General features: G+C 71.2%; 22 protein-coding genes. 8 read left to right on the plus strand and 14 right to left on the minus strand.

Annotation, left to right across the window (positions count from 1 at the left end; genetic code table 11):
- Nucleotides 1–18: 18 nt before the first annotated feature.
- The 13 genes from PVK37_RS26155 to PVK37_RS26210 form a co-directional block, all read right to left on the minus strand.
- Nucleotides 19–720: a hypothetical protein gene (locus PVK37_RS26155; protein ID WP_275030474.1), complete on the minus strand. Its 702-nt coding sequence runs from the start codon at nt 718–720 to the stop codon at nt 19–21.
- Nucleotides 708–1,679 (minus strand): NAD-dependent epimerase/dehydratase family protein, encoded by a 972-nt coding sequence (locus PVK37_RS26160; RefSeq protein ID WP_275030475.1) that lies wholly within the window; start codon nt 1,677–1,679, stop codon nt 708–710. The genes PVK37_RS26155 and PVK37_RS26160 overlap by 13 nt, the downstream gene beginning before the upstream one ends.
- Nucleotides 1,676–3,064 (minus strand): nucleotide sugar dehydrogenase, encoded by a 1,389-nt coding sequence (locus PVK37_RS26165; RefSeq protein ID WP_275030476.1) that lies wholly within the window; start codon nt 3,062–3,064, stop codon nt 1,676–1,678. The genes PVK37_RS26160 and PVK37_RS26165 overlap by 4 nt, the downstream gene beginning before the upstream one ends.
- A gap of 57 nt (nt 3,065–3,121) precedes the next feature.
- The gene (locus PVK37_RS26170) at nt 3,122–4,123 is read right to left on the minus strand and encodes a glycoside hydrolase family 191 protein (RefSeq protein WP_275030477.1); all 1,002 of its coding nucleotides are present in this window, start codon (nt 4,121–4,123) and stop codon (nt 3,122–3,124) included.
- The gene (locus PVK37_RS26175; RefSeq protein ID WP_275030478.1) at nt 4,120–5,016 is read right to left on the minus strand and encodes an NAD-dependent epimerase/dehydratase family protein; all 897 of its coding nucleotides are present in this window, start codon (nt 5,014–5,016) and stop codon (nt 4,120–4,122) included. The genes PVK37_RS26170 and PVK37_RS26175 overlap by 4 nt, the downstream gene beginning before the upstream one ends.
- The gene (locus tag PVK37_RS26180; RefSeq protein ID WP_275035233.1) at nt 5,013–5,858 is read right to left on the minus strand and encodes a sugar phosphate nucleotidyltransferase; all 846 of its coding nucleotides are present in this window, start codon (nt 5,856–5,858) and stop codon (nt 5,013–5,015) included. Before PVK37_RS26180 ends, PVK37_RS26175 begins: the two co-directional genes overlap by 4 nt.
- A gap of 39 nt (nt 5,859–5,897) precedes the next feature.
- Nucleotides 5,898–7,550: a hypothetical protein gene (locus tag PVK37_RS26185; protein ID WP_275030479.1), complete on the minus strand. Its 1,653-nt coding sequence runs from the start codon at nt 7,548–7,550 to the stop codon at nt 5,898–5,900.
- Nucleotides 7,547–9,262: a GT4 family glycosyltransferase PelF gene (pelF, locus tag PVK37_RS26190; RefSeq protein WP_275030480.1), complete on the minus strand. Its 1,716-nt coding sequence runs from the start codon at nt 9,260–9,262 to the stop codon at nt 7,547–7,549. Before pelF ends, PVK37_RS26185 begins: the two co-directional genes overlap by 4 nt.
- A gap of 47 nt (nt 9,263–9,309) precedes the next feature.
- Nucleotides 9,310–11,448 carry an Agd3-related carbohydrate-binding protein gene (locus PVK37_RS26195; protein WP_275030481.1) on the minus strand — a complete coding sequence of 713 codons (2,139 nt, stop codon included), beginning with the start codon at nt 11,446–11,448 and terminating at the stop codon, nt 9,310–9,312.
- 772 nt (nt 11,449–12,220) lie between these two features.
- Nucleotides 12,221–12,568, minus strand: coding sequence for a pentapeptide repeat-containing protein (locus tag PVK37_RS31930; RefSeq protein WP_423791113.1), 348 nt, complete (start codon nt 12,566–12,568; stop codon nt 12,221–12,223).
- Between the two features lie 386 nt (nt 12,569–12,954).
- Complete coding sequence (locus PVK37_RS26200) at nt 12,955–13,776, minus strand: alpha/beta fold hydrolase (RefSeq protein WP_275030482.1); 822 nt, start codon at nt 13,774–13,776, stop codon at nt 12,955–12,957.
- A 19-nt stretch (nt 13,777–13,795) separates the two neighbouring features.
- Nucleotides 13,796–14,365, minus strand: a complete 570-nt coding sequence (locus PVK37_RS26205) for a DJ-1/PfpI family protein (protein WP_077939326.1) — start codon at nt 14,363–14,365, stop codon at nt 13,796–13,798.
- An 87-nt stretch (nt 14,366–14,452) separates the two neighbouring features.
- A complete protein-coding gene (locus tag PVK37_RS26210; RefSeq protein ID WP_275030483.1) occupies nt 14,453–15,196 on the minus strand; it encodes a GntR family transcriptional regulator in 744 nt (247 codons plus the stop codon).
- A 456-nt stretch (nt 15,197–15,652) separates the two neighbouring features.
- On the opposite strand from PVK37_RS26210, the gene PVK37_RS26215 reads away from it, so the two are divergent.
- The 7 genes from PVK37_RS26215 (at nt 15,653) to PVK37_RS26245 (ending at nt 24,048) form a co-directional block, all read left to right on the plus strand.
- A complete protein-coding gene (locus PVK37_RS26215) occupies nt 15,653–17,017 on the plus strand; it encodes an extracellular solute-binding protein (RefSeq protein ID WP_275030484.1) in 1,365 nt (454 codons plus the stop codon).
- Entirely contained in the window at nt 17,014–17,964 is a 951-nt protein-coding gene (locus PVK37_RS26220) for a carbohydrate ABC transporter permease (RefSeq protein ID WP_275030485.1), read from the plus strand. The genes PVK37_RS26215 and PVK37_RS26220 overlap by 4 nt, the downstream gene beginning before the upstream one ends.
- On the plus strand, nt 17,964–18,875 hold the full coding sequence (locus tag PVK37_RS26225; protein WP_275030486.1) for a carbohydrate ABC transporter permease: 912 nt from the start codon (nt 17,964–17,966) through the stop codon (nt 18,873–18,875). Before PVK37_RS26220 ends, PVK37_RS26225 begins: the two co-directional genes overlap by 1 nt.
- The gene (locus PVK37_RS26230; protein ID WP_275030487.1) at nt 18,875–19,942 is read left to right on the plus strand and encodes an ABC transporter ATP-binding protein; all 1,068 of its coding nucleotides are present in this window, start codon (nt 18,875–18,877) and stop codon (nt 19,940–19,942) included. Before PVK37_RS26225 ends, PVK37_RS26230 begins: the two co-directional genes overlap by 1 nt.
- A complete protein-coding gene (locus PVK37_RS26235) occupies nt 19,942–21,018 on the plus strand; it encodes an ABC transporter ATP-binding protein (protein ID WP_275030488.1) in 1,077 nt (358 codons plus the stop codon). Before PVK37_RS26230 ends, PVK37_RS26235 begins: the two co-directional genes overlap by 1 nt.
- A gap of 174 nt (nt 21,019–21,192) precedes the next feature.
- Nucleotides 21,193–22,653, plus strand: coding sequence for an NAD-dependent succinate-semialdehyde dehydrogenase (locus tag PVK37_RS26240; RefSeq protein ID WP_275035234.1), 1,461 nt, complete (start codon nt 21,193–21,195; stop codon nt 22,651–22,653).
- Nucleotides 22,654–22,839: 186 nt separating this feature from the next.
- Nucleotides 22,840–24,048: an iron-containing alcohol dehydrogenase gene (locus tag PVK37_RS26245; RefSeq protein WP_275030489.1), complete on the plus strand. Its 1,209-nt coding sequence runs from the start codon at nt 22,840–22,842 to the stop codon at nt 24,046–24,048.
- A 94-nt stretch (nt 24,049–24,142) separates the two neighbouring features.
- On the opposite strand, the gene PVK37_RS26250 is transcribed toward PVK37_RS26245, so the two are convergent.
- Nucleotides 24,143–24,406: an SbtR family transcriptional regulator gene (locus PVK37_RS26250; protein WP_275030490.1), complete on the minus strand. Its 264-nt coding sequence runs from the start codon at nt 24,404–24,406 to the stop codon at nt 24,143–24,145.
- A 534-nt stretch (nt 24,407–24,940) separates the two neighbouring features.
- Here PVK37_RS26250 and PVK37_RS26255 point away from each other — a divergent pair.
- Entirely contained in the window at nt 24,941–26,476 is a 1,536-nt protein-coding gene (locus PVK37_RS26255; protein ID WP_275030491.1) for a ricin-type beta-trefoil lectin domain protein, read from the plus strand.
- Nucleotides 26,477–26,612: the final 136 nt, after the last annotated feature.

A 26,612-nucleotide genomic window follows, 5' to 3' on the forward strand; every position in this document is an offset into this window, starting at 1 on the left:
AGGGTCGGCGTCGGCGGGTCAGAGCCGGGACAGGGCGCGGTCGCTGACCACGGACTGGAGCCCGAACTGGCGGGCCCGACGCTCGGCGAAGTCGGTCAGCCCGGGGGTGTCGGCGTAGTCCAGGCTGTACAGGTCCAGCTCCAGGTGGAGCAACTGCTCGGCGATCTGGGCATGGAACTCCAGCGTGTCGGGTGGCCAGGGGGCGTAGCCGTCGTCGACCCACCGGGTCGAGAACGACTCGAAGACGATGCCGTCGACGATCTCGGCCAGCCGGGGCAGCATGCCGAAACCCCGGTTCGCCAGCAGGTACGCCGGCTTGGCCTCCTCCCGCACCGCGGCGATCAGGGTGAGCAGGTGCGGCACGTCCTCGGGATAGGTCAGCTCGACGTTGAGGGTGTCCAGGAAGAGCCCGGCGAACCCCTGCGCGATGGCCGCCTGCGCCGCGCCGACCACGTGCGCCACCCAGAGCGGATGGCCGACCTTGACGAACGCGCCGCCCCAGTCCGGGTTGCGGTCCGGGCGTTGCCAGGGCGCGGGTGGCCCCTGGTCCTCCGAAAGGGACAGGTAACCGAGGGTCTGCACGTCCTGGTCGGCCAGGTGACGCAGCTCGGCGGGCCGATAGAACTCCGGCTGGAGGATCACCCGCTGGTAGCCGAGGATGTCGTCCAACCGTCCGTCGCCGTAGTAGAAGCAGATGGGGCGGCGGTTCACGACGGCCATCCGTGCTCGCGGTACCAGGCGAAGGTGGTGCGTACCCCCTCCTCCAGGCTGACGGTCGGTTCGTACCCGGTCAGTTCGCGCAGCCGGGTCAGATCCGGGCAACGGCGGCTGACCGAGCCGGGCGGTGCCGCCTGCGCCGCGATGGCGGGGCTCACCCCGGCCACCCGCAGCACCAGCTTGGCGAGGTCGCCGATGTTGGTCTCCTCGCGGTCGTTGCCGATGTGCACGATCTGCCCGGCGGCGGCCGGGGTCGCCATCAGCCGCAGCATCGCCTCGACCGCGTCGTCCACGTGGCAGAACGCCCGGTACTGGTCGGCACCGGGGACCGGGAACGGGTCCGCGCCGCGCATGGCGCGCAGCGACATCTCCGGGACGACGTGGTCGGCACCCATCCGGGGGCCGTACACGTTGTGGAAGCGGCCGACCACGGTCTCGAAGCCACGGGCCCGGGCGGTGTGCAGGAAGGCCGCCTCACCGAGGAGTTTGCTGGCCGCGTACGCGAACCGGGGCGCGGTGATGTCGGAGATCATCGTGGGCACGGTCTCGGCGGTGGGCACCGGCACCACGCCCGCCTCCACTCCCCCGGCGTAGACCTCGCTGGTGGAGGCGAAGAAGACCCGCTCGCCGGGGGCCACCCAGTCGAGCAGGTGCAGCGCGACGAGCGTGTTGATCCGGACCACCCGGGCCGGGTCCTGCTCCACGTTGCGCACGCCGACGACGGCGGCGAGCAGGTAGATCTGGTCCCAGCCGGACGGCGGCAGGGCGGCCCAGGTCGCCGGGGCGGTCAGGTCCCCGGAGACCACCCGGACCGTCGGACAGCTGCGCAGCCGGTCGAGGTCGGCGTCCTGCCGGCCGCGCGAGAAGTCGTCCACGATGGTGACCTCGTGGCCGTCGGTGACCAGGCGGCGGGCGAGGTGCAGGCCGATGAAGCCGGCCCCGCCGAGCAGGAGCACCTTCATGCCGACACCTCCGTGACCGACGGGTCCGACCCGACCGACCCGACCGACGTACCCGATGGGGCGGTGCCGGCGACCGCCGGCGCTTCCGGGGCGGGCGGCAGATAGCCGAGGCCGGCGTAGCGGATCCCGGCGGCGCGTACCGCGTCCTCGTCGAGCACCCGCCACGAGTCGTAGACGAACGACGGTCGGGCCGCGCCCAGCACCTCGGGGACCCGGATCGCCCGGTAGTCCGGGTGGTCGTTGATGATCAGGACGGCGTCCGCGTCGGTGAACGCCTTGTCCAGGCTGACCGGCTGCCCCCCGTACTGGCGGATCACGTCGTCGGTGACCATCGGGTCGTGCCCGAGGACGGTGATCCCGGCGGCGGCGAAGACCCGCATCATGGTCGCGATCGGGGTGCCCCGCATGTCGTCGGTCGCCGGCCAGCCCTTGTACGCCCAGCCGAGCACCGCCAGGCGCGCGCCGTGGCTGTGCCCCCGCGCCTCGACCAGCATCCGGACCACCGTCTCGCCGACGTGGATCGGCAGGTACTCGTTGAGCTGCCGGGCCTTGCCGACCAGGAACGGCCGCCGGTCCCCCGCACTGTCGATCATGATGTACGGGTCCTTCGAGAGGCAGCCGCCGCCCACGTACCCGGGCTTGGCCAGGTCCGGGCGCGGATAGTCGACGTTCGTCGCCCGGATCACCTCCAGCGGGTCCAGTCCGTGCCGCTCGGCGATCAGCGCGATCTCGTTGCCGAAGGAGTAGATCAGGTCGGTGTGGCAGTTGTTGGAGAGCTTCACCAGTTCGGCGGTCTCCAGCCCGGAGACCGGCACGATGCTCTGCGCCAGCCCCTCGAAGAACGCGATCCCGGCTTCCAGGCTCGCCGCGTCCAGGCCGCCGACCACCTGCGGCAGCTCGACGAGCTCCCGCAGCGCCTGACCCTGGATGGTCCGTTCCGGGGCCATCACCAGCTTGACCCGGTCACCCCAGGCCGCCCGCAGCTCCGGCAGCACCACCCGGCGGCTCGCGCCGACCGGCACGGTGCTGCGCACCACGACCAGCGTGTCCGGGCGGCAGCTGGCGGCGACCGCGCGGGCGGCGGCGGCCAGGTTCGCCAGGTTCGGGCGGTGGGTGACGTCGTCGACCGGCGTCGACACGCTGATCACCGCCACGTCCACGGTGTCCTTGGGCAGCTCGGTGTCCACGTGGATGTCCCGGCCGATCCGGGTGGCGAATATCTCCTCTACACCGGGCTCGAAGATGTGCGGCCGGCCCCGGGACAGCGACGCCAGCACCGCCGGCGAGACGTCCGCGCCGTACACGGTGAAGCCCTTGTCGGCGAGTGCGGCGGTGAGGGTGAGCCCCACGTAGCCCAGGCCGACGACTCCGACCTTTGTCCCCATCGTTGTTGTCCTTCCGGTTGTGGTTCGTCCTGGTCCGGCCGGCCGCTGCGGTGCGGTTCAGCGGCAGGGCGTGGTGAGTCGGTCGAGGTCCCGGACGGTGACCGTCCCGGCGAACCCCTCCGTCCGGTACCGGCCGCAGGCCGTCCGGACGTGGTCGGTGCGCACCGCGTAGTCGACGGCGAGGACGAACTTGCCCGCGTCGCGCAGTGCCCGGGTGTGCGCCAGGTTCTCCGCGCACCAGTCCCGGGTGCACGGTTCGTCCGTGGCGCGGTAGAAGAGTTCCTCCATCGCGATGCCGTCGACGGCGGCGGGGTAGCCCGGCTGCTCGCGCAGTTCGGGGGAGTTCTGCGGGACGACCAGGAAACCGGGGCGCTGTTCTTTGGCGTACCGGCTGATCCGGACGATCAGGGCGGCCATCTCGGCGGCGAGTCGCGCGCGGTCACGGCCCTGCGCGGCCGTCAGGTCGATCTCCTCGTACGCCAGCGGCGTGTCCAGGTAGACACCGTCGAAGCCGGCGCGTAGCGCCTGGTCCACCCGGGGCCGTACCACCCGGTCCCACCAGCGGGCGTCCCAGTAGCGGACGAAGTACTCGCCGGGCCAGTCCGGCCATTCGTTGGCCAGCAGGTCCGCCGCGTCCCGTCGCAGCGGCGGGTACTCCGGCCGGAAGTCCTCGATGCTGCCGATCTCGAAGTACGCCAGCACCCGCTTGCCGCTGCGGCGCACCGTGTCGATCTCGGCGGCGGTGAACCAGTCGGTGTGCGCGTCCCGGGCCAGGTCCACCACGGCGAGCTGGTAGGGGCCGCGGGTCAGCGCGTCGAGTCGACCGTCGGGGTACCCCTGGAGCTGGTACGCCCAGGTCGTGATCGCTTCGGGCGGAGCCGGCCGGGAGCCGGCCCCCGACGGCGGACCGGCACTCGACGTTGGACCGGCCCCCGACGGCGGACCGGTGTCCGGCCGGTCGGCGGCGACCGCCCACACCGCGACCGCCGCCAACACGGTCGCTCCGGCGAGGACGGCCACGAACCGTCGCCATCGGCGTCGGGTGGCCCGCAGGTTCACCGCTGCTCCCCCGCGGCCCAGATGTCCTTGACCGAGGTGGCCAGATCGCGCAGCGGCGTCCAGCCCAGTTCCGTGCCGGCCCGGCCGACATCGGCCCGGATCCAGTCGACGGCGGTCGAGCGTTGCGGCCCGACCCCGGCCTCCCGGATCCGGCCCCGCCACCCGGCGGTGGCGGCGAGCAGCTCCACCGCCGACCGCGCGGTGACCGCCCGACCGCTGCCCGCATTCAGCACCCGGTGGCGAAGCTCGGGCGCGAGCACCACCGCGACGATCAGCGCGGCGAGGTCCCGGACGTCCACGAAGTCCCGGTACGCCGAGAGCGGCCCCAGGGTGATCTCCGGGGCGTCCTCGGCGAGCGCGGCGCGGATCCGGGCCGCCGCCCGGCCGAGCAGGTTCTCCTCCGACATGCCGGGGCCGATCGGGTTGAACACCCGCAGCGACACCGTGTCGGCCTGCCCGGACTCCCCGGCGAGCTGGAACAGCCGGGTCCCGGCGAGGTGGCTGACGCCGTACGCGCTGAGCGGTTGCGCCGGGTCCTCCTCGGTGACCGACTCCCCGTCCGGTACGACGCCGTACTCGCCGGCCGAGCCGAGCCGGACCAGCCGGGCCTGCGGGGCCGCCCCGCCGGCCGCCGCCAGCAGCTTCGCCGCGACCAGCGTGTTCGCCACGAGCAGTTGCTCGGCCGAGCCGGTGAGGGCGCCCACGCAGGTGACGACCGCGTCCGGGGCGGTCGCGCGCAGCAGCTCGGCGAGCCCGTCCGCGCTGCCGCCGAGCAGGTCGTAGCTGGCCCGCCCGGGGCAGATCACCTCGGCGATCCGCGGGTCGGACTCCAGCGCGACCCGGGCGTGTCCGCCGATGAAGCCGGACGCCCCGAAGAGCAGGACCCGCGTCACACCAGCTCCCCGGTGGCAGTGGCACCGACCGGCCCGCCGGCGACGGTACCGACCGCCTCACCGACGGGGAGGGCGCCGACCGTTTCCCCGACGACCAGGGCCCCGACCGGGTCGCCGACGGTGAGGGCCACGGCCCTCGGGCCGGCGGGCAGCAGGATCGGCTGGAGCTGGGCGAACGTCCGGTTCGCCTCGTCGTAGTCCTCCGGCCGACCGATGTCCAGCCAGAACCCGTCGAACGGGTAGGTGGCCGGGTGCTCGCCCGCCGCCAGCAGGTCCAGCACCAACCGGTCGATGCCGAGGGCCAATCCGGGCGGGTACGGCGTGAGCGTCGTGCGGGACATCCCGTACGCGCCCATGCTGACCGGGTAGCGCAGCGCCGGCTTCTCCCGGAAGCCGACGATCCGCCCGGCGTCCACGTCCAGGACGCCGAAGTCGATCTGGTGCACCCGTTCGGTGGTGGCCACGGTCAGCCCGGCACCGGAGCGGGTGTGCGCGCGGAGCAGGTCCGCGTAGTCCAGGTCGGTGAGGAGGTCGCCGTTCATGACCAGGAAGTGGTCGGGCAGCCGGTCCTTGAGCCCGAAGAGCGGGCCGACCGTGGAGAGTGGCCGGTCCTCCTCGACGTAGTCGATGGCGAGCCCCCACCGGCGGCCGTCCCCGACGAACGCCCGGATCAACGGGCCGAGGTGGTTGATCGCCAGGGTGACCGAGGTGAACCCGCGCGAGGCGAGCTGATCGAGCACGATCTGCAGGATCGAGTGGCTGTCGCCGATCGGCATCAGGGGTTTGGGCAGCGCCGTCGTATACGGTCGCAACCGCACCCCCTTGCCACCGGCCAGGATCACCGCGTGCAACGCAGACCTCCCCAAAGGTCTCGAAGCGGACTATCGGTAGTGCCGGACCTGCCCGACCACCGGAAGGAGACCGAGCGCGAACAGGGCCTGGAGCAGCAGGACGCTGCCCAGGTGGATCGTGGTGTCGGCGAGCGGCGAGCCGCCCTGGCCGAGCAGGGGCGCGACGCCGAGCGCCGCGCCGACCGCGAGGTGCAGCGCGACCGCGATCGTCATGGCGAGACAGAGCCAGCCGTACCGCCCCCGGCCGACCAGCAGGAACGCCAGGTAGTAGGCCCCGGCGAGGGCGACGTGCGCGGCCGTCATCACCACGCCGGCGGCGGAGAGCATCCCCGCGTGGGCCAGGCCGGCCAGCAGCACCGCCCCCAGTGCCGCCGGGACCGCCAGGCAGGCGGCCAGCTCCCGGCCGATCGTGCGCCACACGCCGGCGGCGAAACTCTCCGGCCGGCGGGCCGACCGGGTCAGCTCGATCGCCCCCGGCCGGAACCGGCTGGTCCGCCACTCCACGAACCCCATCGACAGGATCAGCGGTGCGGCAGCCGCCGCGACGTCCAGCCGACCCAGCAGGTACGGCGCCTGGGCGTGGAAGAGCAGCACCGCCGAGCAGAGGCCGTAGCCGACGACACCGAGGAGCGCGGACGCCGCCGGCCAGAGCGGGTCGCGCGCGGCCGGTTCCCCGGCCGCGGCGGCGGACCGGGTGGCCACCAGGGCCGCGGCGAACGCCGCCACCACCCCGGCCGCCGCCACGGCCACGGACCACCAGCGCAAGGCCGCACCGCCCTGGAACAGGTGGGCGGCCCCGGTCACGAAGGCCGGGGCCATCGCCCCGGCCAGCCATGCCTCTCGCCGGTAGAAGATCAGGAGGGTGCTGGCCATCTGGTACGTCAGCAGGCAGACCGCCAGCACGGCCAGCGGCAGCCCGCCGAACGGCAGCAACGCCGCGCCGAGGGCCGCCCCCAGCACCGGGCCGGCCAGCGCCGCCGTCCGCAGCACCCGGGCCGCCGACCGCGGCCGGCTGAGCCCGAGCAGGCGATGACCCGCGTACGCGGCCACGCCGGACCAGACCCAGCCGAGCGTGCCGGCGAGAACCAGCCCGAGCACCAGCCCCGGTCGGCCGACGGTCGACAGCACGGCCGGGAACGCGGCGCTCGGCAGCACGTAGAGCGGCCCGTGCGCGATCAGTCGCAGGGCCGCCCACCGGCCGGGGCGGGTCGTCGCCGCCGCACCGCCCTCGTCGTCCGGTGTAGGTGGACCCAGGCGCTGGTACACCTCGGCGGCGAGCACGAAGACGTCCCGGTAGCCGTACTCGACCTGGGCGGTCCGGTCGGTGTGCCCGTCGGCCTCCAGCGCGGCGGCGACCTGGAGCGCGTCGACCGCCCGGGCCAGCCTGGGTCGGACCCGGTCGGCAAGTTCGTCGACCGGGTCGGTGGAGATCCGGGGCAGCAGGATGGTGCGCTCGGGCTCAGCCGCCCGGTCGCCCTCGGCCGGTGCCGCCTCGATGTTCGCCGGGTCCGGCGACCGCCGGTCCAGGATCACCGTCTCGGCGTCCACCGACTGCCCGGAGGAGGCCGCGGCCGGCCGCCGGTCCAGGATCACCGTCTCGGCGTCCACCGGCTGGCCGGTCGGTGCGGTGCGGTGCCGCGCCCGCAGGATGACCGTGTCGGCGTCGTGGGGGGAGACGGTCATCGGGGCTCAGCCGCCAGGCGTACGGTCCCGACCGTCGGCTCGGGGCGGACGGGTGTGGCCGCCGGCCGCGCGGAGCGGTCCAGGTCACGGCCCGGGGCGTACGGCGGGTTGGTCCGGAGGTGTTCCTCGGGGGCCCGCTGTCGGGGCACGCGGGCGGTGACGGCCGCCACCCCGGGCCGGGTCCTGCGGTCCGGGACCCGGACCACGCCCTGCGCCTGGCCCCGCAGGTGCCGGGGCGGCGCGGCGGGCGTGCGGGGCGTCGTGAGCCCGTCGTAGATGTCGCGGTACGCCTGGAGCGAGCGTTGCAGCGTGAACCGCTCCAGGACCCGGGCCCGGGCCACCGCCCCGAGCCGTAGCCGCAGTTCGCGGTCGTTGAGCAGCTTCACGCAGGCCGCCGCGACCGCGGCGACGTCGCGCGGTGGGACGACGATGCCGGTCTCCCCGACCGCCTCGGCGACGCCACCGACGTTGGTGCAGACGGTCGGCCGCCCGCACGCCATCGCCTCCACCACCGTGTACGGGAAGCCCTCGGAGATGCTGGTCAGCGCGACCAGGTTGCCGGCGTGGTAGGCCTCGACCGCGCTGCCGACCCGGCCTTCCAGGGTGGCGTGCCCGGTCAGCCCGAGATCGTCGATCAGGGCCTGACAGCTGGCGTGGTAGACCTTGTTGGCCGCCGGGGTCCCGCCGAAGATGCGCAGTCGGGCCGCCGGGATCTCCGCGCGCACCAGTGCGAACGCCCGGATCAGGGTGTGCAGGTCCTTGAGCGGGTCGACCCGGCCCATGAAGGAGATGGTGGGCACCTCCGGTTCCCCGGCGGCCGGGGGGAACTCGTCGGGGTCGACGCCGTTGTACATGGTCCACATCCGCTCGGGGTCGGCGCCGTTGTGCAACTGCCAACGCCGGTTGTACTGGGAGTGCGGCGCGAGCGCGCTGGTCATCAGGTAGGCCGCTCCGGCGAGGGAGCGGAAGAAGCTCAGCACCAACACCCGGACGGCGTGCGGTGCCTTGTCGTGCAGGTAGGAGATGTACCGTTCCCGCAGGTAGATGCCGTGCTCGGAGAGGACGGTCGGGGTGCCGTGGGCCCACGTCGCGGCCATCCCGACCAGCGTGGCGAGGCCGTTCATCGACGAGTGGACGATGTCCGCCCGCACCGGTGGCGCGCTCAACGGCCGCATCATGTGTGAGATCAGCCAGGCCGCTTCCAGGGCGTCGGCGACGGTGAGCGCCGGCCCGGTCTCGTCGACCCGCAGGGTGTGCCAGGCGTCCAGCATCATCCCCAGGGCCTGGTTGGAGAGGATGCCCGCATCCAGGTCGCCGCCGTCGGCGGCGTACTCGAACATGCCGCGCAGCGCGAGCAGGAAGGTGCTCCGGTTGACCGCGCCGGCCTGGGAGCGGGTCGACTCCAGGGGCGTGACCAGCGCCCGCAGGAACACCTCGTACGACTCCACGAATCCCGCACCGGGTCGCCCGGTCGGGACGAGGGTCCCCCGCTGGGGGCGGCGGCCCTGCGGCCGTCCGCCCCACAGCGGGATCGAGTGCACCCGGTCCAGGTTCTCCGGTCGGTCGAAGACCGGTTTCTCGGTGCCGTCCACGGTGAGCGCCACGACCTCCCACCGGTGGTCCGGCATGCCGCGGATGAGCTGCTCGCACCAGATACTGACGCCGCCCATCGCGTAGGGGTAGGTCCCCTCCGAGACCAGTGCGATCCTCACCGAGTGCTCCCGTTCACTTCTGCTTCACCGGTCTCCGCGCTCAGGTGTCAGGGGCGCGGAGCGGCGTTGAACGTCACGGCGGTGTTCGCCGTGAGGGTCACCGGCACGGTGACGTCGGTGCCGTAGGTGGTGGCACCGGAGGTGGCCGTGGTCACCCCGGCCAGGCGGAGCGAACCGGCGGCCGGCGAGATCACCGAGATGGTGCCGGTGGTCCGGTCGTAGACGGCGTCCGCTCCGGCGCTGAGGGCGGCGAAGTGGGCGTTGCGGGCCAGGCCGTACGCGGCGATCTGCGTCCACGACTGGTTCAGCAGCGGCACCGAGAAGTAGCTGGTGTACTTCGCCAGCACCGCGCCGGTCCAGTCGGTGAGCAGGGTGTTGCCGGATCCGTAGTCGCGCACGTTGGCGATGTGGAAGGTGTGCGGGTAGATCGAGCCGGACGCCACGTGCTGCAACGCCACCCCGGCCTCGTAGTCCAGCAGCTGCGGGTAGGTGCGGTTGCTGGGCCAGTACGGGAAGAGCCCGTTCGGGCCGTAGAAGGAGTTGTAGAAGACGGTCTGCTCGGCCGGCGTCGTGGTGTGGTAAGCGATGTTCGTCGGCCAGCAGGGCATCACCTGGATGGTCGGGTTCAGCGGGTGGATCCGGCCGGCGTTGAAGTGCGCCGGCTTGTGGCTGTTGAACGACATGTTCCCGGCCATGGTGGTGACACCGAGGTCCTCGGCCGCGTCCAGCAGCGCCGTGTTGGACGCCTCCAGCCCGTGGTCGGTGGGGGTGCCGGTGTCGTCGTCCGGGTCGTCGTTGTAGACACCGAGGCCGGAGTACTCGGGGGTCTTCAGCACACTGGCCGGGGCGTTCAGCCCGATCGCGTTGCCGGCGGTCCGGTTGTCGTCGATCTCCGCGTAGGAGGTGGCGTAGTTGGTGCTGTTCAACTCGGGATGGTTGAACGTGTGGTTGATCCACCGGAAGTTGTTCTTGAGGCACTTGGTGGTGGCGGTCAGCGTGGTGGCGTCCCCGTTGGGGCTGCACTGGTCACCGGCGAACGGGTCGATGTCCGAGCCGTTGTACGCGATGTTGTAGGTGAGCCCGGCGGCCTGCGGGTACGCGGTGCGCAGCGCGCTCTGCTTCGCGTCGAGGTTGACCAGGTCGTGCCCGCTGACCTGGAAGCCGGGGCTGTACTCGACGGTCCCGTCCTCCTTGTAGTGGTCGGAGGTGTTGAACCAGTCGTCGATGTCGACGTTCAGGTGGTGCTTGCGCTCACCGAGGTGCAGGCCCTTGCTGGTCCACCGGAACAGGCCGTAGACCAGCAGGTCGGAGTGGAGCAGGTACTGGTTCGAGGTGAAGGTGAGCGCGATCCGCTCCCGGCCGTCGGTGGAGGTGGTGCGGACGGCCAGCACGTCGGATCCGTTGGTCATCAGCGCGTCGGCGGCGCAGCCGGACCGGATCGAGGTGCGGTAGACGTACGACTGGGTGACCGGGATCTGGGCGCTGCTGTTGAGGTAGTCGAAGACGCCGGCGCCGGCGGTGGTGAGCGAGACGTTCAGCGGGGTCTCACCGATCGCGGTCTCGCCGTTGGAGGTGAGGCAGTAGTCCTCCGGCCAGGTGCCGTAGCTGGTGTAGAGGGCGGCCTGCCGGACCTGGAAGTTGCGCTCGTACGCCCAGAGGGTGTTCCACTCGGTGCTGGTCAGCCCGCTGAGGTAGTTCCCGTTGTGCTCGTACATCTGCATGCTGTTGGTCAGCATGACCGCGTTGTACTTGCCGACGCCGTCGGAGCGGACGAGCGTGCCGGCGGTGATCGTGTCGGTGGCGGTGTAGACGATGTCGTACTGCGCGCCGACCCGGTCGAGCGTGGTGGTCAGCGTGGGTACGCCGAAGTCGCTGGTGTTGGTGGCCACGATCAGCGTCCGGAGCGCGACCTTGTCGTTGAGCGCCTGGGTGCCGACGTCGCCCTGCCCGACGGTCAGCTTGGACCCGGTGGCCTGGACGGTGCCGGCCTTGCGGGGCAGCGGGCCGGGCCGGGCCTGCTGCGGGTACGCCACCTGGCCGAGGCCGGGGACGGTTGGCGGCTGGACCGGCTCGGCTGCCGGCCGGGCGAGCCCGGGGGCCTGGGTGCCGAGGACGACCGTGAGTGCGGTCAGCCCGGCGAGGGCGAGTCGTGTTGCGCGCAGGCGCGCAGGTCCGGTGTGGACCATCTACTGACCTCCGATGAGGAGACGACCGGGAAGCTGGGTCCACTGTGGACTGTGGACTGTGGACGTGTCGCCGAAGGCTACCAACGGGAAATTCCTGACGGCAGAGGTCGCAGCTGTCTCCTGGGGCATTGACGGAGATACGGCGAACTGCTAGCCCGAGATCTTGGCCCGACGATTCTGATCAAGCGGCTCCGATCCTGTGGAACTGCGGGACGGAGCTTGGGCCAACCGCCCTGAACGGCCATGGACTCCCGACTCGGTAACCGCGCCGCAACATTTCCGTCATGAATTCCCGCGCCGCCAAGGCGCGGAGCGACGGCCGCCGGACAGCCGTGCACGGCCGGGACAATCGACCGAACAGCGGCCGGGCCACCCGACCGGGCGGTGGAGTACATACGTTCGACGGGCGACACGCGCCGTCCGTGCCACAGATCCATGACACCGACATGAGGAACCGGCCCGGCAGATGTCGGATATTCGAGGCTTGAGCCGACCGCCGGCGCAATCCCGAACGACGGGCACTCCCCTACTTCCCGGACCCGTCCCCGTCATTCGATCGAGTGTCGCAACCCGTCAGATAATCATTGTTTCTGGACATCGATCCGACAGCTGAGCGATACCACTACGGAAACCGGGGCGGGGTGGGCGGCCGGGACCAGGCCGAGAGGGCCCGGCTCCGTCCCGGGACGCGCCGGGGCCTCGGCCCGCCGATTCTGTCGCCACGGCCGCAAGATCATTGTTCCGGGACAGCGGGGTGTAGGCCCTGTGGACGTCAGTCATCGCACGGCACCGGCCACGGCAGTCCCGCAGGCCGCCGCGTGCGGTCATCAGTCTTGGCGCACGTCAGGTTCGCGTCGGTCAAGTCCGCACGAGCCAGGTTCGCGGTCGAGTTCGCCAACACATTCGCGATTCTCGCGCTGATCCGCCTGTCAGGTTCGTGCCGTTCAGGAAACCCTTGGGTCAGGTTCGCTCGGGTCAGGTCCGCGCCAGCCGAGAGTGCGTGAGTCAGGCTCGCGTGGATCAGCGCCGCGCCGGTCAGCTCCGGGGGTGCGGCCGAAAACCTACGCAGTCCCTCGCCGGCAGCTCCGATGATGTCCGCAACACCCTGCGGAACGCCCACAGCGACGACAAGAGCAAGGTCTACCGCGAACTGGGACTCGCCCTCACCGACAAACAAAAATCAGCGAGGCTGGGCCTGACTCTGATTACTGCTTGGTAACTGGACGCGGCCGAGGGGTGACCTCGATGACATATCCATGGTCACCATCAGGCATGTGCTGGTGCTGTCACCTCAGGCGACAGCCCACCGAACCAGGGCCGGTCTGCTACGCCGCACGGCCCGTCCGCCGGCGGCGAAGCGTGCGACCTGGTAAACGCGTTGATCGGGCGCGTCGAGGACGTTCAGGACCAGGTCGACCACGATGGGCCCCGCATGTGGGCGCAGATGGTCGTCGACCGTCGCGGTTGACTACACGAGCCGGGACGCTTTGGGGCCTGCCGCAGCGATCAGTGACAGCGGTCCCGGCGGAGGAAGACCGACAGCAGCTGCCTGAACTCGTGCGGGTGCTCGATCGCCGGCACGTGCCCGCATCGGCCGAGCACGTGCAGACGGACATCGGCCAGGTGTGCGAGTAGGGGCAGGGCTGCCGTCTCGAGCGGGGTGACCCGGTCCTCGGCGCCGTGCACGAGCAGCACGGGCGCGCGGACCGCTGCCAGCGTCCGGGCCGGGAGGGTGAGATCGGCGACCCAGCGTGCCCTGGGCGGAGGGAACAACGGCGCGAACGCGGCCGCTCCCGCCCGCATCGCGGCTGCCCGGGCGTCGACGGCCGCGTCGGTCACGAGCGCCTGGTCGAGGACGAGGCGGCTCAGCATGTCCCGCGCCCCGGGCGGGCCGGCGGGGGCGGCCCAGACCGCGTCGAGGTCGGCGGAGAGCGGCGCGCCGGGGGCACCCATCGTCGAGACCGCCACGACCCGGGTGACCTGCTGGGGGCGGGCGGCCGCCAACGCCAGCGCCACGGCACCGCCCATGGAGTGACCCACCACGGCGTAGTCCTCGATACCGAGCGCGTCCATCAGGCCCGCGGCCTGCTCCGTCCACAGTCGGAGCCCGCCCCGGGAGCCCACCGGGACAGGTGTACGGCCGAATCCCGCCTGGTCCGGAGCCACCAGGCGCCAGGACGTGCCCAGCGCCTGCGCCGTGGTCGCCCAGGCTCCGGACCCGGTCGTGCCGGGTCCGGAGCCGTGCAGCATCAGCACCGCGGGCCCGGCACCACTGTCGAGGACGTGGACGGGTGAGCCGTCGACGGTGACGGTCCGACGTGCGGTCACCGGGGCGGGCCGGGGGTGCTCACGCCGACGCGGGGTCGACGGACTTCGAGAAGACCTCCATCATCGCCCGGCCGAACTGCGGCATGTCGGGCCAGCCCCGGCAGGAGACGAGGTTGCCGTCCACGACGTCGGGAGCGTCGATGACCGTCGCGCCCGCGTTCTCCATGTCACCGGTGATCGGCGGGAAGCAGGCCGTCTTCCGACCCTTCAGCAGCCCGTACACCGCTGGCACCTGCGCGCCGTGGCACACCAGCGCGATGGGGAGGTTGCGGGCGAAGAAGTGCTCGGTGATGCGCCTGACGTCGGCGTCGACCCGGATCCATTCGGGGGCCCGGCCCCCGGGGATGATGAGGGCGTCGTAGCGCTCGACGTCGACCTCGGCCCAGGGCACGTCGACCGGCAGTTTCCGGCCGTTCTTCTCCACGTAGGCGTCGGAGTTGGGGTCGAACTCGTGGATGACCAGTTGCACGTCACGCAGCGTCCGGGACGAGACGTCGACGTCCCAGCCGCCCTCCTGCACGCGGTAGTAGGGATACATGGTGTCGAGTTCCTCGGCGGCGTCGCCGGTCAGGAGCAGCGCTCTGGGCACCTGCTTCTCCTCGCATCTGGTGGCGGTGAGGTGGACGCGATCCAATCCGATCCGATTGGGCTAGCATTCCTCTGCCCCGCCCGCCCGTCAAGCCTCCACCGTCATCGCGTCCGCACCCTCGGCCTGGTCGAAGAGTCGTCGGAAGCGTTCGCCGGAGCGCAGGATGTGGCGCCGCATCGCGTAGGCGGCGGCGTCGGGGTCGCGCGCGGCGATCGCGGCCACCACGTCCTCGTGCTCGGCCATGGCCAGGTGGGTGACCTGGGTGTCGTGGTGCAGCCGGAAGAGGTGCACGTGACTGTGCAGGCGGGCGAGCACTTCCCGGATGACCTGGTTCTCCGCGCTCAGGGCGACGAGATCGTGGAAGGCGGCGTCGCGTAGCCCGAAGGCGCCGTACGCCGTGGGCCCGCTGCCCCCCTCCAGCTCCGCCATCTCCGCCAGCATCCGGCGCAGACCGGCCACCTGCTCCAGGGACGCGCGTTCGGCGGATCTGCGCGCCGCCGCCGGTTCGAGGAGCAGGCGGACCTCGAGCATGTCCTCGAACCGGCGTCGGGTGATCTGGGGCGGAATGCGGTAGCCGGCGTGGGGCACCCGCACGACCAGGCCCTCGGCCTCCATGCGGTTCAGCGCGTCCCGGATCGGTGTCTGCGAGACTCCCAGCTGCCGCGCCAGGACGTCGATCGTGACGCGGGAGCCAGGCTCGATCCGTAGCGACATCAGCTGTCCGAGCAGCGTGTCGTACACCTCGTCGGCGAGCCGGCCGCCAGATCTTCCCGACGACGTTCCGCCCGTCACGGCCCTCCGGCCCCGCGCGCTCATCGCTTCGTCGTCCATCGTGACGTGAGGTCCTTCCTTGCATCCCCGGGAACCTGTTGACACCAGTCACAACGCTGCGACATGCTGACGCCCCCCGCTCGATCGTATAGGAAAAGCGGCGGACCCCCGTCATCCTGCACCGCCGGAACCACCCACCACCGCTCCACTCGATCATCTGGAGCTCCCATGAGCATGCTCGACGTCCCGCCCGGCCCGCCACCGGGCCGCCGGTGGACCGACGCACCTTCCGACGGCACGACGACCCGGCACGTCGCGGCGTACTCGTAGCGCCGGTCCGCGGGTTCGGCCCCCGCGACAGCCCGGCGACACGCCCGCACCACCCAGCAACTGCTCGGCGAAACACCTAGCGAGGCTCCCGTCCCGACCCAGAAAGCAGGCCAGAAGATGCGGCAGCGAAAGCTGACAGGACGATTGTCCGTTCCCGGGCGAAAGGTACAGCTGGCGACCGCGGCCATGCTGCTGGTGGCCACGACCGTGGCGGCCTGCGGCGACGGCCAGGACGACGGCGCGAAGGTGAGCGCCCCGAAGGCCCCGGCGACCATCCCGGAGCTCACCAAGGACCCGCTGACCCTCAGCTTCATCTGGTTCGACTGGCCGCCCGCCCACGCCCTGGAAGCGTTCGCGAACGCGGAGTACAAGAAGGAGCGGCCGAACGCGACCATCAAGGTCAACACCGTGCCGAACGCGAACTGGCACGACGCGATGTTCACCCAGTTCGCCGCGCGCAAGACCGACTTCGACATCGCGATCCTGGACTCGCAGCACATCGGCGAGGCCGTGACGAACGGCAACATCCTCGACCTCACCGACTTCGTCAAGAGCAACATCGACGTCAACGCCTACAACCCCTACCTGCTGGCGGCCTACGGCCAGTTCCCGCAGGCGGAGACCGGTAAGCGCGACGAGAACGCCAGCCTGTACGGACTGCCGCTGCTCGGCGACACCTGGACGATGATCTACCGCAAGGACCTGATCGGCGACAAGCCACCGCAGACCTGGGACGAGATGATCTCCGTCGCCGGGAAGTGCCAGGCCGAGAACCCGGGCGTCAGCGGGCTGGCCTTCCACCAGGCCAACGGCTCCGACGCCGCGGCCGTCACCTACAACACGGTCAACGGCGTCTACGGCGGCAACCTCTGGGACCCCAAGACGCGCAAGATCCAGGGCGTCCTCAACGACGCTGCGGGCCACGAGGCGATGGACGTCCTGGTCAACAAGATGAAGCCGCTGACCGCCAAGGGCTCCGGCAACTGGTTCATCGACGAGGTGAACGCGGCGGTCGCCCAGGGCAAGGCCTGCATCGCGTTCAACTGGATCGCCGCGAGCGGCGGCCTGCTCGATCCGAAGCAGTCGACGCTCGGCACCACGCGGGAGCAGATCCTCGACAAGCTGGGCTTCGCCACCCTGCCGAGCCAGAAGACGAACCTGGTCCCGCTCGGCGGCATGGGGATGCACGTGTCGGCCTACTCCTCCACGGCGAACCAGGCGGAGGCGCTGAACTTCATGAAGTGGTTCGAGCGGGCCGACATCCAGAAGAAGTGGGCCGCGGCCGGTGGCGTGCCAGCGCGTACGGACGCCCTGGAGTCGCCCGAGTTCCTCAACGCCGGGCCGTTCAACCAGGTGTACGCCGACTCGGTGCCCCGGATGCGGGACATGTGGAACGTGCCCGAGTACGCGCGCCTCGTCGACATCGAGAACACCAACGTGAACGCGGCTCTCAACGGCGCGAAGAAGCCGAAGGACGCGCTCGACGACATCGCCAAGGAGCAGCAGAGCGTGCTCGACTCGAGCGGCCGCAAGGGCGGCGGCGGGCTGTGAGTGACCCCGTCCCCCTGACGACCGACGACCCCGGGCAGGTGGCGTCCGCGACACCACCTGCGCCGGGCCGGTCCCGCCGGCTGGGCGACCGCGGGCTCGCCGTGGCCTTCATCTCCCCCGCGCTGCTGCTGTTGCTCGCCATGTCGGTGTTCCCGTTGCTGTGGGCGTTGTACCTGTCCTTCACCGACTACTCGGCCACCCGCGGCGGGCCCGCCAACTTCGTCGGGTTCGGCAACTACACCGCCATCCTGACGTCGGCGCAGGTCCACGCGAGGGCCCTGACCACGTTGGTCTACGTGGTCGGCGCGGTCTCCCTGCAGACCGGGCTCGGTTTCACCATCGCCTACCTGATCTCCCGACGTACGCACGGGCGGGGTGCGCTGACCACACTGTTCCTGGTCCCGATGATGCTGTCGCCGGTCGTGGTCGGGCTGTTCTGGCGGTTCATGCTCGACGCGCAGTTCGGCGTGATCAACAGCATGCTCGGCTCGGTCGGTCTGGGGCAGGTGGAGTGGCTCACCCGGCAGCGGACGGCGCTGGTCTCCCTGATCGTGGTCGACACCTGGCAGTGGACGCCCTTCATCATGCTCATCGCGCTCGCCGGCCTCACCGCGGTCCCCAAGTACCTGTACGAGGCCGCCTCGATCGACCGGGCGTCCGAGTGGTTCCGGTTCCGCACCATCACCCTTCCGCTGGTGTGGCCGCTGCTCCTCATCGCCGTGCTGTTCCGGGCCATCGAGGCATTCCGGCTGTTCGACCTCGTCTACATCCTCACCAGCGGAGGCCCGGGGGTCTCCACCGAGACGTTGTCGTTCCACGTCTACAAGGTCGCGTTCCTGGGCTTCAACACCGGAACCGCCTCGGCGTACGGAATCCTCATGGTCCTCGTCGTCGTCGTCCTCACGCAGCTCTACCTGCGCTACCTGAACAAGCTCAAGGAGGGCTGATGGCCGTCTCCGTCGACGAGGCCGTCTCCACAGGTCCCGCCCGGGACCGGACGCCTCCCGCGCGCCGCTTCGGCGGTCGGGGCCGCTCCGCGCTGGAGATCGTGCTGCTGGCCCTGCTGGCCGTCGTGATGCTCTTCCCGGTGCTGTGGATGATCGAGACGTCCATCAAGGAGAACCGGGACGTCTACGCGATCCCGGCGAAGTTCTTCGACTTCGACGTCACCATGGACCATTTCAGGGACGTGTTCGTCGCCCCCGACGGCGGACGCTCGGCCCTGTCCGTCGCGTTCCTCAACTCCGTGGTGGTCGCCGGGGTCTCCACGCTGCTGGCCACCGTGCTGGGGGTGCCGGCGGCCTGGGCCTACTCCCGCTTCGGGGTGAAGGCCAAGAAGGACCAGCTGTTCTTCATCCTGTCCACCCGGTTCATGCCGCCCGTGGTGGTGGTGATCCCGATCTTCCTCATGTACCGCCAGGTCGGGCTCATCGACAGCAAGCTCGGCCTGATCCTCATCTACGCCGCGTTCAACGTCCCGTTCACGATCTGGATGATGAAGGGTTTCGTCGACGAGGTGCCCGCGGAGTACGAGGATGCCGCCATGCTCGACGGCTACACCCGGTTGCAGGCGTTCTGGAAGTTCACCCTTCCCCTGCTCGTGCCCGGCATCGCCGCGACGGCGGTCTTCGCCCTGATCTTCTCGTGGAACGAGTTCGTGTTCGCCATCTTCCTCACCTCCAGCGACGGCGTACGGACGGCCCCACCCGCCATCGCCGGCCTCATCGGCGGCACCACCGTGGACTGGGGTCTGGTGGCCGCCGCCTCGGTGGTGTTCGCCCTACCGGTGCTCGTCTTCGCCTACCTGGTGCGCAAGCACCTCGTGGCCGGTGTGACACTCGGGGCGGTGCGACGCTGATGGCCGGCATCGAGGTGACCGCCCTGCACAAGCGCTACCCGGACGGTACGGTCGCGGTCGAACACGTGGACCTGTCCATCGGCGACGGCGAACTGTTCGTGATGCTCGGCCCGTCCGGCTGCGGCAAGACCACCACGCTGCGGGCGATCGCCGGCCTGGAGCGGCAGACGACGGGCGACATCCGCATCGGCGACACGCTGGTCAACGACCTGCCGCCCGCCGAACGCGACATCGCCATGGTGTTCCAGTTCTACGCCCTCTACCCGCACCTGCGGACCCGCGACAACCTGGCGTTCCCGCTGCGGGCCGAGGGACTACCCAAACCGGAGGTGCAGGCGCGGGTCGCCGAGGCCGCCCGGCTGATGCGGCTCGGTCCGCTCCTGGACCGGCGACCGCGCCAGCTGTCCGGCGGGGAACAGCAGCGCGTCGCGCTGGCCCGCGCCCTGGTGCGGCGACCGCGCGCGTTCCTCATGGACGAACCTCTCACCAACCTGGACGCCGAGCTGAGGGCGGACATGCGTACCGAGATCAAACACCTGCAGGGGGAACTGGGGACGACCATGGTCTACGTCACCCACGACCAGGTCGAGGCGATGTCGCTCGGTCACCGGATCGCCATCCTGAACAAGGGCCGCGTCGAGCAGGTCGGCACGCCGCTGGAGGTCTACGACCGTCCGGCGAGTCTGTTCTGCGCCGCGTTCATCGGCTCCCCGCCGATGAACCTGATCGAGGTGGAGGTGGCCGACGGGAAGCTGCGCGGTCAGGGCGGACTGGCCCTCACGCCACCGCCGGGTCTGCCCCGCGACCGTCGCCTGGTGGCAGGCGTCCGGCCGGAGGCGCTGGAGGTCACCGCACCAGGGGCGGACGGTTCCATCCCGGCCCGCGTGGTCTCCGCCGAGTGGCTCGGCGACGAGATCATCTACGTGGTCGACCACAGCGGCGAACGCGACGTACGGGTCCGGATGCCTCCGACCGTCCGCTTCTCCGTCGACGCACCGGTCGGGTTGCGGCACACCGGCGGGACCCCGGCGGTCTACGACGTGCGCACGGAAGAGCTGGTGGCCTGATGGGAACCGTGGCAGCGCACGGACTGCGTAAGTCCTTCGGCAAGGTGCAGGCCCTGGACGGGGTGACGCTGGACGTGCCGGACGGCTCGTTCTTCGTCGTGCTCGGGCCCTCCGGTGCCGGCAAGACGACGACCCTGCGGGCGATCGCCGGCCTCGAGAAGCTCGACGCCGGGTCGGTGCATCTGGACGGCCGGGACGCGACCGGTGACACCCCGGCCGCACGCGACCTGGCCATGGTGTTCCAGAACTACGCCCTCTACCCGCGACGCACGGCGTACGAGAACATCGCCTCGCCGCTGCGGGCCCGCCGCTGCTCGTCGGGCGAGATCGCCGCTGCCGTCGAGCGGATGGCGAGCCTGCTGCACATCGAACGCCTGCTGCAGCGTCGTCCCGCGCAGTTGTCGGGCGGTGAGATGCAGCGGGTCGCCCTGGCCCGGGCGCTGGTCCGTCGTCCGCGCGCGTTCCTGATGGACGAGCCGTTGACGAACCTCGACCTCAAACTCCGTGTCGAGATGCGCACCGAGCTCACCCGCATCCACCGGAGCCTCGGCGCGACCTTCGTCTACGTCACCAACGACCAGGTCGAGGCCCTGTCCATGGCCGACCAGGTCGCGGTTCTCAAGGAGGGGACGGTGCAGCAGGTCGGCACGCCGACCGAGGTGTACGAGCGGCCGGCCAACCAGTGGGTCGCGGGATTCGTCGGGAGCCCCCCGATCAGCCTGCTCGCCTGCCGCGCGGAAGGAGACCGTCTGGTCGGTGCGGACGGCTGGACGCTGCCGCGGCCCCGCTGGACCACGGCCGAGGACGGTCGTGCGCTGCTGCTGGGCCTGCGCGCCGAGGACCTGTCCGTCGAGCGGCGCGGGGACGCGTCGTTGCCGGGTGAACTCTACGGCCTCGAGCCGCTCGGGGACCGGACGGTGGTCGACGTCCGGGTGGGGACGGAGATCCTCAAGGTCAAGGCCCGCCCCACCGTCACCGGTACGCCGGGTGAGCGGCTGCAGGTCACGGTCGACCTGGACCGTGCGCACCTGTTCGACGCGGGCACCGGGCTGTCGCTGTCCGCGGCCGGGCGGTAGCCGCACCGGACGGCCGCGCGGGGTGTCACCCGCAGCCGGGGCAGGCCGGCCGGCCGTGTTCGACCCGCTCGGCAACCTCGCCCCCGACGGGGCGGGTGACCCGTCCGGCTCCGCGTACCGCACGACCGCCGCGGCAGGCCGGACATCACCATGAAGATCACTGGAGGCGACGCGATGAGTGACCCGACGAACGTCCTGGCCCCCGAGCACCGACGGCTGCGGATCGGCGGCACCTGGCGCGACGCCGCGAGCGGAGCCACCTTCGCCGTCGAGGACCCGGCCACCGGCCGGACCGTCGCCGAGGTGGCGGACGCCGACGTCGTCGACGGGCTCGCCGCGCTGGACGCGGCGAGCAGGGCGATGGCGGGGTGGGCGGCGACCCCGCCGCGGAAACGGTCGGAGTTGTTGACCGCGACGTACCGGGCCCTGACCGCGCGGTCCGAGGAGGTCGCCCGGCTGATAACGCTCGAGATGGGCAAGCCGCTCGCCGAGGCTCGGGCGGAGGTGGCCTACGGTGCCGAGTTCTTCCGTTGGTTCGCCGAGGAGGCGGTGCGTGTCGAGGGGCGCTACCGCACCGCTCCCGCAGGTGGGTACCGCATCCTCACCGTACCGAAGCCGGTCGGACCGTGCGTCTTCGTGACGCCCTGGAACTTTCCGTTGGCGATGGGCGCCCGCAAGATCGCTCCTGCGCTGGCCGCCGGCTGTACGACGATCACCAAGCCGGCAGCCCAGACGCCACTCACCATGCTGTTGCTGGCCCGCATCATGGAGGAGGTCGGCGTTCCCCCGGGCGTCGTCAACGTGGTGACCACCAGGCGTTCCGGCCCGGTGGTCTCCGCGCTGCTGGCCGACAGTCGGACCCGCAAGCTCTCGTTCACCGGGTCGACCGAGGTCGGGCGCGTGCTGCTCCGGCAGGCCGCGGACAACGTGCTGCGTACCTCGATGGAACTGGGCGGCAACGCGGCCCTGATCGTGTGTGCCGACGCCGACCTGGACGTCGCGATCGACGGGGCCCTGGTGGCCAAGATGCGCAACATCGGGGAGTCCTGCATCGCGGCCAACCGGATCTACGTCGAGGAGCCGGTGCGCGAGGAGTTCACGGCGCGCTTCGCCGAGCGGATGGGCGCGCTGTCGGTGGGCCATGGTCTCGACGACGGCGTGGACGTCGGGGCGCTGATCGACGAGGCCGCGGTCACCACGATCGACGAACTCGTCGCCGACGCGGTCGGTCGCGGCGCCCGGGTCCTGGTGGGCGGCGGGCGTCCGGACGGGCCGGGCCACTTCTACCCGCCCACCGTCCTCGTCGACGTGCCCGACGACGCGCGGATGCTGCAGACGGAGATCTTCGGCCCGGTGGCACCGATCATCTCGTTCACCTCCGACGACGAGGTGTTGGCCAAGGCCAACGACACCGAACACGGCCTGGTCGGTTACGTCTTCACCCGTGACCTGCAGCGGGCGCTCCGGTTCGCCGAGGGGCTGGACACCGGGATGGTCGGCATCAACCGTGGTCTGATCTCGGACCCGTCAGCTCCGTTCGGGGGCGTGAAGCAGTCCGGGATCGGCAAGGAGGGGTCGCACGAGGGCATCCTCGAGTACCTCGACCTCACCTACGCGGCGATCGACCTGCCGTGACCGGCCTGCCGCTCCCGGCGTCCGCCGGGAGTCACCGCGCCCTGTGCACACCCGACCTGAACGGCCTCCTCTCGGCGCGCGCCCGCGCCGCCCGGACGGCCGACCCCGCCGACGCCGTCCCGGTCCCGCAGGTGACCTGGAGGTCCGTCCGACGAATCGCCGCCGACGTTCCGGAGAGGCACCGACATGCTTGAGACCGTCCGCGCACCACGCCAGCTGATAGTGGGCGAAGGGGTCGCACAGAACATCCCACGGGTGGTGGCCGAGAGTGGCTCGCGGGTCCTCATCGTGACCGACCGGGTTCTGCTGGGGCAGCCGGGCGTGGCCGGGATCGTGGCCGCCGTACGGGAGAAGGTCGGGGCCGTCGAGGTGTTCTCCGACGCGACCCCCGACGTGCCCCTCACCGATGTCGCGCTGGCCGTCGCGGTCGCCGCCGAGGTGGACGCCGACGTGATCCTCGCCGTCGGGGGTGGCACGGTGATCGACCTCGCCAAGATCGTCGGCGTCATCCGGCGGCACGGCGGGACGCCGCGCGACTTCTACGGCGAGTCGAAGGTGCCGGGGCGGACGATTCCGCTCGTCGCGGTCCCGACCACGGCAGGCACCGGCTCCGAACTCACCCCCGTCTCGGTGTTGACCGACCCGGACCGCGAGCTGAAAGTGGGGGTATCCAGCGTCCACATCGTGCCCGACTTCGCCATCGTCGACCCCGAACTCACCTACACCTGCCCGGCCACCGTCACCGCCCACTCCGGCATCGACGCGTTCTGTCACGCCGTGGAGAGCTACACCGCGCGACCCCGGGCCCACGGACCGCGCGACCCGGTGGAGCAGGTGTTCCTCGGCCGCAACCCGATCACCGACCACTACGCGCTCCTGGCCGCGGAACGGATCGCCCGTAGCCTGCGGCGTGCGGTCCGGGACGGAGGCGACACGGACGCGCGCGCGGACATGTCCTACGGGTCCGTGCTCGCCGGGCTCGCCTTCTCCCACGCGGGCAACGCGGCCCCGCACGCTCTCCAGTACCCCATCGGCGCGGCCACGCACACGCCGCACGGCCTGGGCGTCGGGCTGCTCCTGCCCTACGCGCTGCACGCGGCCAGGGACGCCATCGGCGACCGGTTGGCCGTCCTCGCCGGGGTGTGCGGACTCGACGTGACCGACGCCTCCGATGCCGAGGCCGCCGATGCGTTCCTCACCTGGCTCGACGGGCTCCTGGCCGACATCGGCATCCCTGCCACCCTGGCGGACATCGGCGTGGCACGCGCCGACCTCCCGCGCTTCGCGGAGATGGCCGGTGGCGTCACCCGCCTGATCCAGAACCATCCGGGTCCGACCGACACCGCCAGCCTGACCGCGATCCTCGAAGCGGCCTGGACCGGGGACCGGACCTGACACGTCCTGACTCCGGACGGAGCTGGTGACGGGCCTACAGGTCCCAGTGGGCGGCGTAACGCAGGGTGCCTAGCCCTGTGCCTGTCCACCGGGATCAGGGCGCTGCCGGAGAGCGCGTTGGCGAGCCGGCCGGTGCAGCCGGTGGCGGGTGGGGCAGCGGGTGGGCGCCTTCTGGGCGTAGGCCGTCGAAGATGATGGACAGGTATCGTCGCCACAGGTCAGGCGGGGCATCCGGCACGTAGCTGGTGACATGGTTCGGTGCGCACATCAGCAGGATGATGTCCTCGCCGGTGACGTCGGCCCGCACGGCCCCGTGCTCGCGGGCCCGGTCGACCAGCCTGTGCACGGTGTGGAACATCTGGTTGCGGACCCGCCGCTACACCCTTGACGAAGGCGTGCGTGCGTGCGTCGACTTCGTCTGTCCGCCTGCACACGACAGGCAAACTGGTCGTCATGATGTGACACAAGCCGCGCCCTCGCATGGATCGACTCGGTCGTCCGGGATTGTGGTACCGGGCGACGACCACACGATCCTCATCGGCCAGATGGTGGCCGTCCATTACAGGACCACGCCGGCAGCAGGCACCCGACGCCCTCGCCGTGGTCGGAATCCAGCAACTGCGCCGCGTACGACTGGTCCACGTACCGGCTCAGGCCAGCACGGGCCGGGCGGGTCCATCACGTCTGCGCTGCTGGAGGAGAACCGCACCCGGGCAGTGGGCGAGATGGCCGATGCCTGCCGGGCTGCCGAGGAACTTCTTGACACCTTCTTAACTGATCGACAGACTTGCCCGTGTGAGAGCGCTCTCTGGTGGCGCGGACCGTCGTTCAGTAGGCCCTGCGCCGCCCGGACCGCCGGACGGGCCGTAGCCCCTGTGTGGAAGGACAACCCATGACCCGTGCCTACCGAGTGATCGCGGTGGCGGTGGCGGCGACAGTCGCCGCCACCCTCTCCCCGCTGGTCAGCTCCGCCGCCGTACCGTCGACGACGCCGGCCGCGCGGCCGGCGCCGGACCTGCCACCGGACATGCTGGCCGCGCTGCGCCGGGACCTGGGGCTCACCGACCAGCAGCTCGCCGTCCGGCTGCGCGTCGAGGCGACCGCCCCGGCCGTCGAGCAGCGCCTCCGCGCCGAACTGGGTGGACAGTTCGGCGGCGCGTGGCTACCGGACGGCGGTTCCCGGCTGACCGTCGCGGTGACCAGCGAGGCGGCGGCGGAGAAGGTCAGGCGGCACGGGGCGGACGCGACGATCGTCGCGCGCGGGCAGGCGGACCTCGACGCGGCCCGCGGCAGGCTGGACCGGCACGGCGCCGACGCGCCCCGGGACGTCCGGGGCTGGTACACCGACGTGCTCACCAACAGCGTCGTGGTGCTGGCCAGACCCGGTGCCGAGGAGGTCGCGACGACCTTCGCCAGGACCAGCGGCGCCGGCGAGGTGCGGGTGGTGCCGATGGCCGAGCAGCCCCGGCCGATGTACGACCTGCGCGGCGGCGACCAGTACGTCATCAACGGCAACACGCTCTGCTCGGTCGGCTTCCCGGTGGCCGGCGGCTTCGTCACCGCCGGGCACTGCGGCGGCGTCGGCAGCCCCACCCTCGGCTACAACAACGTGTCGCAGGGCCAGGTCGCCGGTTCCTCGTTCCCCGGCAACGACTACGGCTGGGTACGCACCAACGCCAACTGGACGCCCCAGCCGTGGGTGAACAACTACGCGGGCGGGAACGTGACCGTGGCCGGCTCGCAGGAGGCGGCGATCGGCAGTTCCATCTGCCGTTCCGGGCGGACCACCGGCTGGCGCTGCGGCACCCTGCTCGGCCGGAACGAGACCATCAACTACGCGCAGGGGGCGGTCTCCGGGCTCAGCCGCAGCAACGCCTGCGCGGAGGGCGGCGACTCGGGCGGCGCGTGGATCTCCGGCAACCAGGCGCAGGGCGTCACCTCCGGAGGTACGGGCAACTGCTCGTCCGGCGGCACCATGTGGTTCCAGCCGGTCAACGAGATCCTCGGCGCATACGGCCTCACGCTGACCACCACCGGCGGCGGGAACACCAGCGCCGTGATCAGCAACTGGAACAACAAGTGTCTCGACGTGCCGAACTCGAACTTCTCCGACGGCGTCCTGGTCCAGATGTGGGGCTGCAACGGTACCGGCGCGCAGCGCTGGACGTTCGTCAACGGCACCCTGCAGACCGCCAACAACAAGTGCCTGGACGTGGCGTGGGGCTCGACGGCGAACGGCGCGAACATCCAGATCGTCACGTGCAGCGGCAACCCGGCCCAGCAGTTCGTGCTCAGCGCCGCCGGTGACCTGGTCAACCCGCAGGCCAACAAGTGCGTGGACATCCGCGACTGGAACGGCAACGACGGGGCGCGGCTGCAACTGTGGGAGTGCGGCGGCACGTTGAACCAGAAGTGGCGTCGCGGGTGAGCCCGGTACGCCGTGGCCGGGAACGTCGGTTCCTCGACAGGACCGCCGCGGCCGACGGCAGGTGACTCCACGACGGACGCGGGCTCCGACCCCTTGCTGGTCGGAGCCCGCGTCCGTCGGTGGGTTCAGTGGGACG

It is taken from the genome of Micromonospora cathayae, from assembly GCF_028993575.1.
Taxonomy (GTDB): domain Bacteria; phylum Actinomycetota; class Actinomycetes; order Mycobacteriales; family Micromonosporaceae; genus Micromonospora; species Micromonospora cathayae.